The sequence below is a fragment of the Streptacidiphilus sp. PAMC 29251 genome (assembly GCF_054208735.2).
Window position 1 is genome coordinate 8887293 of record NZ_CM135725.2, and the last position, 12809, is coordinate 8900101.

The following is a 12809-nucleotide window of genomic DNA, read 5'->3' on the forward strand; positions in this document are numbered from 1 at the left end:
GTTGCTGTGTCGCTTGGGGGCGACGGGTCAGGCGAAGTAGCCGCTGCAGTCGATGATCAGGTCAGTGGTGCCGGAGCTGTGGTTGTAGGCGGTGATCTGGTCGGAGGCACTGGTGGGAATGAGCGCCAGGTTGGCCGCGGTGGTCCCGAGGTTCCAGTTGAGGTTGGAGGTGCCCGGTTTGGTGGTGCCGGTGGGGTAGAAGACGGCGGTTCCGAGCTGCGCGGTGTTGGTCACGGTGAGCATGGTGATCAGGGTGGGTGTGGTCGCGGTGGTGATCTGCTGGGTGCTGGCCGGTGTGGTGACGTAGGTGTTCATGGGGGGCATCGGCGCCACCGCGTTGGCGCCGGTCCCGTTGCGGGTGTCCACCATGCGGGTGGGGTTGACGGCGTGGAACTTCTGGCCGCTGGTGTCGGTGGTGTAGTAGCCGGAGATGTCGACGATGACGTCGGTGTTGCTGCTGTGGTTGGCGATGGTGATGGCGCCGGTGCTGCTGAGCGGAACGTCGGCGGCGGTGGACGCGAGGCCGATGGCGTTCGCGGTGGTGTAGGTGAGACTGGTGAGTGTCGGCTGGGCGGCGCCGGCCGGGTAGGCGTCCAGGAAGCCGTTGCCGTCCTGGCCCACGGCGGTCAGGTTCAGCGCGACGGCGGAGGCCGTCGCCGGGACGCCGTCGGTGTTGCCGATCTGCAGGGTGAAGGAACTGCCGGCCGCGACCAGGCCGGTGGCGTGCAGGTTGGTGTTGGCCACGCTGGTGCGGGTGTCCAGGGCGCGCGTGGCTACTGGCAGCGGGGTGTAGGTCTGGTCGCCGACCAGGCCGGCGTCACTGGTGAAGTAGCCGGTGACGTCGACGATCAGGGCGACGGTGGTGCTGCTGCTCCCCGCGTTGTAGAGGTCGATTCTTCCGTCGGCGCCGACCGGGACGATCTGGTAGCCGGTGGTGTTGTTGTTCGCGGTGTAGTTGGTGGACGAGGTCAGCGGGTGCTGGGTGCCGTCGGCGTACGCGGTGACGAATCCACTGCCGGTCTGGGCGGCCACGGTGACGTCGATCGCCACGGCGGTCACCGAGTTGGGGATCCTGACGGCGGTGCCGCTGATGGGTGCCACGGTGAGGCCGCTGATCTGCAACGCGGTGGTCGTGCCGCCGGCGATGCTGCTCGCGCCGACCGGGGCCTTGGGGCTGGTGTTGGTCACCCCGGGGCCGGTGGCGGTACGGGTGTCCAGCACCCGGGTGGCGGTGACGGACTGGTGGTAGCTCGCCGGGGTGTAGGGCTGGGCCGGCGGCAGTGCGGCCGCGGACCAGGTCTTCACCTGGGCCAGTCGGCCGGTGAAGTAGTCCGCCACCGCGCCGGCGTTCTGGTCGGCGCCGACCCGGAAGGCCGCGCCCGCGCCGGTGGCCGGGGCGGTGTGGGTGCCAGTGGCGACCAGGACGTCGTGGACGTACAGGTTCATGGTCTTGGTGGTGTGGTTGTAGGTGGCGGTCAGGTGGGTCCAGGACCCGAGTTGGACGCTGCCGCCGATCACGTCGTCGTAGGCGGCGGCGGTGCCGGCGCCGGTGTTGAGGCTGAACTTCCAGCCGCTGCTGGTGGCCAGCAGACGCAGGCCGGAGTCGGCCGTCCCCTCCTGGGACAGCACGGCGCCGTAGGCGGTCGGGTCGGCCCAGGCGGAGACGGTGAAGTCCTTGGTCAGGTCGACGGCCTTGGTGCTGGTGGTCAGGCTGTCGTGTTCGGCGGCGATCAGGTCGACGTCCGGACTGAAGGCGTCGCCGGTGTTGGCGCTGACCCCGGAGCTGCCGGTGAGGTTCAGCGGGGTGCCGCTGGTGTCATCGGCGGCGGTGGTGGGGGCGGTGGCGTCGGCGCCGTAGTCGTTGAGCTGCCAGGCGTGGGTGGCGGTGCTGGGGGTGGACGGTACGCCGGGGACGATGGTCGGGTTGTTCGTCAGGCTGGGGAGGACCAGGGCGGTGGTGCTGCCGGTGGTGGGGTCGGTGGCCCAGAGGTCGGGGATGCCGTTGCCGCTGAAGTCGGCGGCGCGCAGGATCCGACTGGCTCCGGCGTTCCACCCGGACGAGTAGATGGTGTATTGGCCGGTGGTGGCCAGGGTGGTGCCGGTGGGGGTGGACAGGGACAGGCCGGTCCACAGGTCCAGGGCGCCGGTGGTGGCGTTCCACAGGTACAGCGCGGTGCCCGAGGACAGCTGGGCGGTGGCGATGGTCCAGCTGTTCCAGTCCTGGGTGCCGTCGGGGGTGTTCAGCGCACTGAGCGCGAAGCAGCCGCCGTCCACGCACATCGGGTCGAATCCCGAGTCACCGGTGTAGCCGTTGGGGGACTGCGCGTAGAACAGCACCAGCCGGTTGTTGACGGTGGCCAGCACGTCGGGGATGCCGGTGCCCTTGCCGCTGGTGTTGCCGGCCGTGGCGACCTGGGTGGCGGTGTTGCCGGACTCGTCCTCGAAGGAGCCCGCACTGATCACGAACGGTGCGGAGTCGGAGCCGGCGTCGGTGGGATCGCCCAGGCGCAGCGAACCGCTGCTGCCGTCGTTGCAGACCACGCTCCCGCCGCCGGCGTTGGCGCCGGTGGGGAAGTAGGCCAGCACGTCCTGTTCGCCGTAGCCGCAGAAGTCACCGGTGACGGCCTGTGCGCCGTTCCAGTCGCCCGGGCTGACGGTGGCGGTGTTGATGCCCAGGCCGTTGGCGCCGATGTTGGTGCCGTTGGGGGCGACGGTGCCGTTGGCGCCACCGCCGGCCAGCCACAGGCCGGGGGGCAGCGCGGTGCTGGCGTTGCCGGGCACGATCAGGTCGGGGAAGCCATCACCGGTCAGGTCGCCGTCCTTGGCGGCCGGGCTCAGCGGGCTGCCGTCGAACCAGGTGGTGACCGGTGAGCCGAGGTTGCCGCCGGGGGACAGCGCGCTGACGGTCAGGGTGTTGACCAGCCGCTGCAGCCGCACGCTGACGGTGGCGCCGGTGGTGGCCGACACGGTCTGCGGGGCGTCCTGGTTGACCTGGTAGATGTACCCGGAGACGGTGGTGCTGCCGGTGGGCGGGGCGAAGTTGAACGAGCAGGTCGAGCCGACCGCCTGGATCGTTCCGGCCGGAACGTCGAGGGTGGGGCAGGTCACCGCGTCGGCGGGCGGGCTGGGGTTGGGGGTGATGGTGGGCGCGCCGGGCCGGGTCGGGTCCCAGGTGAAGGTGCACGGGGCGGACCAGGCGGAGGTCAGCGTGCTGTCGGTGGTCTGCGCGATCCAGCTGAACGAGGTGGCGGCACCGCCGGCCTGCGCCTTGTAGAACGCCTCACTGGGCGTCAGTACCGCGACCTGTCCCGAGGCCCCGCCGTAGGTGTCGGAGGCGATGCCGTTGGCGCTGGTCAGCAGGTTGGTCTTGGCCGTGTCGCTGGTCTTGTACAGGTGGAACGTGGTGGTCAGATGCGCCTTGGTGACAGTGGAGACCGGGGCGTACAGGGTGACCGAGGTGTCTCCGAGGGTGGTGCCCGAGCAGTGCGTGGCCGGTGAGGTGTACAACCCGGCCGGGGTGTTGGGGTACTGGTCGTAGGTGACGGTCAGCTGGGCGGTCTTGGTGTCGAACTGCTTGAAGGCGTAGTTGTCGCTGTGGTCGGCCGCCCGCATCACCAGGGTCTGGGTGCCCTTGCTCGTGGAGATGTCATTGATGATCTGGTCCTTCACCTCGAACGTCGGGGTGTAGTTGGCGGGGCAGCTGGAGTTGTAGCCCAGGGCGAAGGAGTGCGAGTCGACGGAACTGCCCAGGTTGCTCACCCAGGCGTTCCAGGTGGCGTTGGAGGAGGTCAGCGTGCCCGAGGGGGCGTAGAAGTTCACGGTCTGGTTGTGCCCCGAGGTCGGGCAGGCCCAGGAGTAGTCCTCCTTGATGCCGAACACGGCGTCGTAGATCTTCGCGCCGCGCAGGGTCTTCAGGTCGACCGGGAAGTCGAACAGGCTCATCGCCTCCCCCTGCACATCGCCGCTGTTGCCGACCTCGGCGTCACCGCTGTAGGAGACGCTCTTCTTCCAGTAGCTGTCGCCGCCGACCCCTGAACCCGGGCTGGACCAGCCGGTGTTGCCGTACTCCGGGGAGAACGTCGGATCCAGGAAGACCGGCCAGACCGTTCCCGGCCCGGTCAGCAGTGCACTGGGCGCGGCCAGGGCGATGGACCCCGGGCGGGCGGCGACCTTCAGCGTGGCCACATGGGCGTTGCGGCCGGGGGCGCCGAACGTCGAGGTGGGGGCGGTCTGGCCGGCCGCGGCGGCGCGGTCGGCGGTGGCGGCCTGGGCCTGGGACTCGGCCTGGACCTGGGACTCGGCCTGCGGCGTGATGCCGCCGGCGGGGGGCTGGGTGGGTGCGGGCGCGGTGGCCGAGTCCCAGGCGCGGGCGGCGGGGGCGGTGTAGAGCGGCCGGCCGGCCGGGTCGGTCACGGCCAGATCGCCGGCCGCGTCGGACTGGACCTTCAGCCCGCGGGTGGTGGTGGTCTTGCTGGTGAGCAGGCTCGCCAGCCGGGGGTCGCGGGCCGCGGCCGGGGTGCGCACGGTGAACACGTCACTGACCGCTCCGCTGGTCTGCACGGTCACCGTCAGATCCACGCCGGGCAGGACGTCGGCGTACACGGCGCTGGGTCCGGACAGCTTCGGGTGCGGCAGGGTGATCGGCAGGGTCAGGGACAGGCCCTGGCCGCCGCTGTAGAGCGAGGCGAGCGGGGCGGCGCCGCCGCCGGACAGGACCACCTGGTTCAGCGAGGCGGCCGGGGACAGGGTTCCGTCCGGGTTCGCCTTGAGGGTCGCGTCCAGGTTCGTCCACTTCCCGTGCTGGCGCACGCGGCTGGGCAGGGCCGACTCGGTCAGCGTCAGGGTGCCGTTCGGGTTGGCCTCGGTCAGCGAGGTCTCTGAGGTCAGCGACGTGACTTCCACCGGCTTGCCGGTCGACCGGGCCCGCGCCGAGGCCTGTTGCGCGGACAGCAGCCCGGTCGGGGCCGCCGCGGCGGCGGCCGGCGTGGGTGCGGTGGTGGGAGCGGCCGCCTGAGCGGTGGCGGTGGCGGTGAGCGTGGCCGCGGCGAGGGCGGCGGCCAGCAGGGCCGCCATCCCTCCGCGGTGCGCGCGCATGCGTCGTTGTATCGTCATTGCCCTTTTTGTTCCTGTCGGCACGGGTCGGGGCGCCGATCGCCCCCCGTGGTCGGAGTATTGCCGAGCCGGGACTCCGGTGGCTCTGGCCATGACAGAAGGGGAGGGCTAATAGTCGCATTCATGACTTTCGTCATTGAATCTTGGGGAGATCTTTACCCGGATGGTGATTTCCGAGGAATTGACGTCTTGCCTTCGGGCTAATGCAAGAAAGCGGAACGGTTAATTCCATATGTTATTGTGGCGCAGCTCACCCAATCTTTTGTTCAGGAAATTCAGCATATGGGTGGATTGCCCTCGACTTCCTTGTCCTGGGTCGCTGCATTGCACCTTCGGACGGCTGCTAACGTTCGCGTGATCAACGCTGACTGGACATGGACATGCGGTCCTGACGTCGGCGTTCGCTGATCGGCGAGACGGTCACCAGTACGTGGGGGGCAGTGGTGAAGGCGAAGCTCTGGTGGAGCGGGCATCGGGCGGTCTGGGTGCGGGTCGCCCTGATCGTCGCGGCCGCTCTGATCGCCCAACTGGGCATCACCGGCTCGGCCCTGGCCACCCCGAGGGCGGCGACGGCTGAGGCTGCGGCGCCGAAGCCGGCGTTGGGCCACCCGGTGCCGGTGACCGAGGTCAAGTCCAAGGCCGCGCCCCGCCCCAAGGAGCCGGCGAACTACACCGCGACCGCCACCCACTTTCCGGCCTCCTCCACCAGCGCGGTGCCGCTGAAGCAGGGCGGGTCGGCCGGGAACCCGGTGTGGGGGCAGGCGCTGCCGGACAAGAAGGGCGGCTACGCCGGCCCCTCCTCACTGGGTGTCAAGGTGCTCGGCCACAGCGCGGCCACCGCCGTCGGCGTCAGCGGCCTGCTCGCGCAGGTCACCCCGGCCGGGGCCGGTCGCGGCGCGGTGCGGGTGGGCGTGGACTACTCCTCCTTCGCCCAGGCCTACGGCGGCGACTACGCCTCCCGGCTGCACCTGGTGAGCCTGCCCGCCTGCGCCCTGACCACCCCTCAGCTGGCTGCCTGCCGGGTGCAGACGCCGTTGGCGACCACGAACGACGGGTCGGCGAAGTCGCTGTCCGCCACGGTGACCCTGGGCGCGGCCGCGGCCGGGGCCTCCTCGCTTGCCACCGAGGCGACGCCGTCGTCGGCCGCCGCGGGCGGTGCGATGCTGATCGCGGCGACGGCGTCGGTCTCCTCCGGCAGCGGGGGCGGTGCGGGCGGCCAGTACGGCGCGACCTCGCTCAAGCCGTCCGGTTCCTGGAGTTCGGGCGGCTCGTCCGGCTCCTTCGACTACTCCTACCCGATCACGGTTCCGCCGGCGGTCTCGGCGCTGGCGCCCACGATCGGCCTGTCCTACGACTCCGGCAGCGTGGACGGGCAGACCGCTTCCACCCAGTCCCAGTCCTCGTGGATCGGCGACGGCTGGTCGATGGCGGACTCCTTCATCGAGCAGTCCTTCGTCACCTGCGGTGACGATCCGGAGGGCGTGACCCTGCCGGCCGCCGACAAGACCGGCGACATGTGCTACGACGGGCCGCTGCTGAGCCTGTCCCTGAACGGCACCACCACGCAGCTCATCTGGGACGCCACCAAGGGAACCAAGGGCACCTGGAAGCCGGCCAGCGACGACGGCGACGTGGTCACCCATGTGACCGACAGCAGCAACGGCTCCGGCACCTACAACACCGACTACTGGACCGTCACCGACCGCTCGGGCACCGTCTACCAGTTCGGGCGCAACGAGCTGCCGGGCTGGACCTCGGGCAAGCCCACCACCAAGTCGGTCGACTCCGAGCCGGTGTACTCCGCCAACGCCGGTGACCCGTGCCACTCCACCTCGGGCTTCACCGCCTCGGTGTGCACCATGGCCTACCGGTGGCACCTGGACTACGTCACCGACCTGCGCGGCAGCGCGATGGCCTACTACTACGGGCAGGACACCAACTACTACGCCGAGGACAACGGGGCCCACAACGTCCCCTACATCCGCGACTCGCACCTGGACCACATCGACTACGGCTTCACCGCGGGCAACGCCTACGGGACCGTCCCGAGAAGGTGCAGCTGACGCCCGGCGAGCGCTGCGTGTCCGGCACCTGCGACCCGTTGAACGCCACCAACGCGCCGAACTGGCCGGACGTCCCGTTCGACCTGATCTGTGCCCAGGGCGCCACCTGCACCAGCTACGGGCCCGCCTTCTTCTCCACGCTGCGGCTGACGAAGATCGAGACGGAGCAGTGGAACGGCACCGCCTACAACGACGTCGACACATGGTCGCTGGGGCAGTTGATCCCGACCACCGGGACCTTCAACACCTCGACCCTGTGGCTGAGTTCGATCACCCATACCGGTGACGACACCAACGCGGGCGGTCCTGCGGCCGCGCTGCCGAAGGTCAGTTTCACGCCGACGATGCTGGCCAACCGGGTGAACTACACCACCGGTGTGGGGGCCGGGTTCGGGCCGCTGAACCGCAACCGGATCGGGGCGATCACCACCGAGACCGGCAGTGTGATCAGCGTCCAGTACGAGCTGGTCACCCCGTGCACCGCGGCGAGCATCGCCTCGCTGACCCCGTCGACCAACACCGCCTCCTGCTTCCCGGTGGTGTGGGCGACGAGCGGCAGCCCTTACACGGACTGGTTCAACAAGTACGTGGTGAAGTCCGTCTCGCAGTCCGACCCCTCGGGCGGCTCGGCGGGCCTGTTCACCGGATACAAGTACATCGGTGCGGGGGCCTGGCACTACGACGACAACGACCTGGTGCAGGCGAAGTACCGCACCTACGGGCAGTGGCGCGGCTTCGGGGACGTGCAGACCCGCACCGGACAGGGCACCGACCCGCTGACCGAGTCCGAGAACTGGTACTACCGCGGCATGGACGCGGACTGGCTCTCGTCCAGCTCCACCCGTGCGGTCACCCTGACCGACTCCCAGGGCGGCAAGCACACCGACAGCGACCAACTCGCCGGGAACCTGCTGGAGACGGCCACCTACACCTACGACGGCGGCCCGGTCGACCACTCCAGCATCAACTCGTACTGGGTCTCACCGGCCACGCTGACCCGGCCCCGCACCGGACTGCCCGCGCTGACCGCCAACGCGGTCGGCCAGGTCGAGAGCTGGAACCGGCAGGCCCTGACCGGCACCACCCCGACGGCCTGGCGCACCACCGAGTCGGACACCACCTTCGACACCAACCCCGATTCGCTCACCTTCGGGATGGAGCTCTACTCCTACTCCCACGGTGACCTGGCCCGGGCCGGCACGGCCACCTCGCAGGAGACCTGCACCCGGACCGCGTACGCCCCGGCGAACACCACATTGAACCTGGTCGGCCTGGTCGCCGAGACCGAGACCGACGACAAGCCGTGCGGCGGCAGTTCACCGGCCGGTGCCAGCGCCCCGACCGCGGCGCAGACCAACGCGCTGACCGCGCCGACGACGCTGAACAAGGCCACCGACGTGGTCTCGGACACCCGCACCTTCTACGACAACCCGACCCTGGCGTCCACCTGGCCCCAGGCCACCTCGCCCAGCTGGCCGCAGGCCGCGCCGACGCTCGGTGACGACTCGGTGGAACAGGACGCGACCGGGTACAGCGGCGGCGCGTTCACGTACAAGACCAAGACCGCCACCGTCTACGACGCCTACGGCCGCCCCACCGCGGCGTTCGACGCCAACGGGAACGAGACCGACACCTCGTACACCACCACCACCTGGCTGACCACGACCGGGATCAAGGCGACCAACGCCCTGCACCAGAGCGCCACCACCGTCCTCGACCCCGAACGCGAACTGACGCTCTCCTCGACCGACATCAACGGCGTCACCACCACCGTGCACTCGGACGGACTGGGCCGCACGCTGGCGGTGTGGAAGAGCTCGCGCGCCACCAGCCTTCCGGCCAACCAGGTCTACAGCTACTCGTTCCCCGCCTCCGGTGTGACCGCCCCGGTCGTGGTGACCAGCCAGCAGATGAACGACGAGTCGGGCTACTCGACCTCCACCATCCTGTACGACGCCCTGCTGCGGGAGCGGCAGACCCAGGACCAGGCGGTCAGCACCGGCACCGGACGGGTCGTCAGCGACACCTTCTACGACACCCACGGCTGGACCTACAAGACCAACACCAACTACCTGGATCCGACCGCCAACCCGGGCTCCGGTCTGGTGACGGTCGCCGACAACAAGGCCGACCAGCAGACCCTGACCTCCTACGACGGCCAGGGCCGACCCACCGTGGTCACCGCCCTGGACGACTCCCAGGTCAAGGAGAAGGCCTACACCCAGTACTTCGGCGACCGCACGGTCTCGGTGCCCCCGACCGGGGCCCCGGCCGGAGCGACCGTCGTCGACGCGCTGGGACGCACCACCGAGAAGGACCAGTACGCCACCGCGCCCACCGTCAGCACCGCAGTGGCCGGCGGGTTCACCACGGCCGGCATCACCGGCGGGACCACCCAGGCCACCAAGTACACCTTCAACGCCCAGGGCCTGGCCTACCAGACCATCGATCCGGCCGGCGACACCTGGAGCACCGGCTACGACTTCCTCGGCAACCCGGTCACCAAGTCCGACCCCGACGCCGGCTCCACCCCGGCCAACTCGCCCACGCTCTACGACGCGGTCGGCAACACCCTGCAGTCCACCGACTCGGCCGGACACACCCTGTCGTTCACCTACGACAAGCTGAACCGGAAGACCGCCGAGTACGACGCCACCCTGGCGAACCAGTCCACCGGCAACCAGATCGGCTCCTGGACCTACGACAACAGCAACAACGCCGTGGCCGGGATGACCTACCCGATCGGGCAGCTCACCACCCAGACCTCCACCACCCCCGACGGCACCTTCACCACCCAGGCCCAGGGCTTCAACATCTTCGGCGAGTCCCTCGGCGAGGCCTACACCGTCCCCGGCAGCACCGCGCTGGCCGGCACCTACACCTACAAGCACTCCTACACCCCCACCACCGGCCTGCCCAAGGCCACCCTGGTCCCGGCCGCCGGCGGCATGGCCCAGGAAGTGCTGACCACCGGCTACTCGGCCTACCGCGGCCTGGACGAGCCCTCCACCCTGGGCGGGGCCAACGGCTACGTCCAGGACATCTCCTACACCGCCCTCGGGCAGGTCGCCCAGGAGGTCGTCGGATCAGCCACCAACAAGGCCTCCGTCTCCAACACCTACGACCCGCACACCGGGCGGCTGACCGACCAGAACGTGGTCAACACCGCGGTCTCCAGCACCCCGCTGGACGACACCAGTGACACCTACGACCCTTCCGGCAACGTCACCTCGCAGACCGACGTCCGCAACGGCACCACCACCGAGACCCAGTGCTACGGCTACGACGGCCTCGACCGCCTGGCCCAGGCCTGGACCACCTCCAGCGCCGCCAGCAGCTGCAGCACCCAGCCCACCAGCGCGAACGTCACCAGCACGGTCAGTGACGGGGTGGCCGGCAGCGCCTACTGGACCAGCTGGAGCTACGACGTACTGGGCCAGACCAAGACCCAGACCCAGCACTCGCTGACCGGTGGTACCGACACCACCACCACCGACGTCTACGGCGGCAGCGCCACCGGATGCCCCACCAGCAGCGGCCCGCACACCCTGGCCACCTCCACCGTCACCGGAGCCAGCAGCAGTAGCAGCACCTACTGCTACAACGGCCTGGGCTCCACCACCTCCCGCGCCACCCCGGCCGGCCAGCAGACCCTGACCTGGAACGACGAGGGCGAACTGCAGAGCGCCAGTACCGGGAGCAACACCACCAGCTACGACTACGACGCCACCGGCGCCGTGATCGAACGCGCCGACCCCGGCAGCACCACCCTGTTCCTGCCCAGCCAGCAGATCACCCTCAACACCACGACCAACATCCTGACCAACCTGCGCGCCTACGCCCTGCCGGGCGGCGGCGAGGCCGTCGTGTCCAACACCGGCTACGGCTTCACCCTCTCCGACCAGCACGGCACCGCGACGGTCAGCCTCGACAGCACCGCGAAGAACCCGTCCTGGCAGCAGTACACCCCCTACGGCGCCCCCCGCGGCCCGGCCCCGGCGGCAGTTGGCTCGACCCCAACGGCTTCCTCGACAAACCCCAGGACAGCAGCGACGCGCTGACCACGGTCGGCGCCCGCCAGTACGACACCACCCTGGGCCGCTTCATCAGCCTGGACCCGGTCTTCGAGGCCGACCCCCAGCAGGCCAACGGCTACACCTACGCCTCCAGCAACCCCGTCACCTTCAGCGACCCCACCGGCCTGGACAACTGGTGGGCCGACCCCACCATGAACGTCCCCACGGTGCCCGGCGCACCCCCCATCTCGCAGAGCCTGGCCGAGGCCCAGGGGTTCGGTGCCCTGTGCACCGCGGAGAACTGCAGCACCTACGACCCCAAGAAGGCCGCGGCCGACCGCTCCCGCGCCGCAGCTGAAGCCGCCGCCGCCCGCGCCGAGGAAAAGGCCCGCGCCGCAGCCGAGGCCAAGGCCCGAGCCCAGGCAGCAGCAGCCCACCGCCACTGCTCCTGGTACGACGCGGTCTGCCAGGTACAGGTCCACGCGGCAGCCATTCTCGAAGCCGCCCTGATCGTCGCCGCGGTCGCCGCCGTCATCGTGATCTGCGTGGTCGCGCCAGAAGTTGCCATCGCCGCAGCCGGAGCCTTCGGCGAAGCCGCCCTGGGCGGGGCCACGCTGGAGATGGCCGCAGTCGCCGGAATTTCGGCAGGCGTGAGCACAGCCGCCACCGGCGCCGGCCTGACGACACTTGCGGTGGGGGCAGGAGTCGTCGCCAACCTCGCAGGAGCTGAAAGCTACGCCGTCGGGGAAGGAGGCGGGGGCGGAGGGCTCAGGGGATCCAAGCCGGGTTCCAACGAACCCGCATCCGTCACCGAGGGCGGGCGAGGTGGTGGCCAGGCGGTAGCAGGGCACGGTTTCTACTACACGGCGGATGGAAAGACGAAGGTTCCCTCAGGGACCTATCTACACTTCTATGTGAATCATGGCGAAAAACTGGACGATTCGGTCGGAAACGCTATCGAGGGCGGGTCGCGTACCATCAAGCCCGTGGAGACATATGGGCCGGGGTCGTCCGTCCCTGACTACACAATCGCTCCTCCGGCAGGGCTGAACATCCTGACTGGGTCGACCACCGTCTCGGAGCCGACCCGCCTGTCGACGCTCCTTGGTAATGGGTCGATCGGTGGCGTCGTCCACCTGTGCATCTGTAGGGAAGTTGCTTTCTGATGACCTATTTCGAGGACTTGTCGCCTTACTCCTACAGTGTCGATGCTGATTCGCCGGGAGACGGGACACTGCTCAACGTCGGGTGGCTCGGCGAAGGGCACAGCTATCCGGTGGGTGTTTCTTCCGATGAGTTGATCGCTGGACTTGTCCGTCTGTGCGCGGATCCGGTGAATCTGACGCGGGGGGTCCACTTCTGCGACATCTGTCCTGCGATTTCTCCCGATGAGCACCGGAGCAGGTGGAGGGAGTTCACTACATTTCAGTCGAAGTATGGCGAGGTTTCGATCGGCAATGGTGAGCTGAGAGCCATCGGGACCTCCGGGCGGATCTATGCGGCGCCAACTCTTGTGATTCACTACGTTGCCGCCCACTACTACCTCCCGCCCGAGGATTTCGTGGACGCCGTAGTAGCAGCTGCTTGACTTTCTGCGGTCCGAGAGTGGGAGGGAAAA

General features: G+C 69.3%; 5 protein-coding genes and 1 pseudogene. 5 read left to right on the forward strand and 1 reads right to left on the reverse strand.

The features are described 5' to 3' along the window. Positions 1 to 27 precede the first annotated feature (27 nt). Positions 28 to 5094, reverse strand: a complete 5067-nt coding sequence (locus ACXKR8_RS42150) for a hypothetical protein (protein WP_458269795.1) — start codon at positions 5092 to 5094, stop codon at positions 28 to 30. Between the two features lie 461 nt (positions 5095 to 5555). Here ACXKR8_RS42150 and ACXKR8_RS42155 point away from each other — a divergent pair, with 461 nt between their 5' ends. The 5 genes and pseudogenes from ACXKR8_RS42155 to ACXKR8_RS42175 all read left to right on the forward strand — a co-directional run bounded on the left by ACXKR8_RS42155 (position 5556) and on the right by ACXKR8_RS42175 (position 12779). Beyond that, on the forward strand, positions 5556 to 7175 hold the full coding sequence (locus ACXKR8_RS42155) for a hypothetical protein (RefSeq protein ID WP_462100062.1): 1620 nt from the start codon (positions 5556 to 5558) through the stop codon (positions 7173 to 7175). Further along, the gene (locus ACXKR8_RS42160) at positions 7166 to 11236 is read left to right on the forward strand and encodes an RHS repeat domain-containing protein (protein WP_462100063.1); all 4071 of its coding nucleotides are present in this window, start codon (positions 7166 to 7168) and stop codon (positions 11234 to 11236) included. The genes ACXKR8_RS42155 and ACXKR8_RS42160 overlap by 10 nt, the downstream gene beginning before the upstream one ends. Beyond that, a pseudogene (locus tag ACXKR8_RS42165) lies at positions 11233 to 11319 on the forward strand (hypothetical protein); the annotation flags it as partial. The gene ACXKR8_RS42160 and the pseudogene ACXKR8_RS42165, both read left to right, overlap by 4 nt. 84 nt (positions 11320 to 11403) lie before the next feature. Next, complete coding sequence (locus ACXKR8_RS42170; RefSeq protein ID WP_462100064.1) at positions 11404 to 12357, forward strand: putative adhesin; 954 nt, start codon at positions 11404 to 11406, stop codon at positions 12355 to 12357. Next, positions 12357 to 12779 (forward strand): DUF7919 family protein, encoded by a 423-nt coding sequence (locus ACXKR8_RS42175; RefSeq protein WP_458269797.1) that lies wholly within the window; start codon positions 12357 to 12359, stop codon positions 12777 to 12779. Before ACXKR8_RS42170 ends, ACXKR8_RS42175 begins: the two co-directional genes overlap by 1 nt. Positions 12780 to 12809 lie beyond the last annotated feature (30 nt).

Coding starts and splice junctions, on each gene's coding strand:
- ACXKR8_RS42170 (WP_462100064.1), top strand. CDS start 11,404: ATGAACGTCCCCACGGTGCCCGGCGCACCCCCCATCTCGCAGAGCCTG.
- ACXKR8_RS42150 (WP_458269795.1), bottom strand. CDS start 5,094: ATGCGCGCGCACCGCGGAGGGATGGCGGCCCTGCTGGCCGCCGCCCTC.
- ACXKR8_RS42175 (WP_458269797.1), top strand. CDS start 12,357: ATGACCTATTTCGAGGACTTGTCGCCTTACTCCTACAGTGTCGATGCT.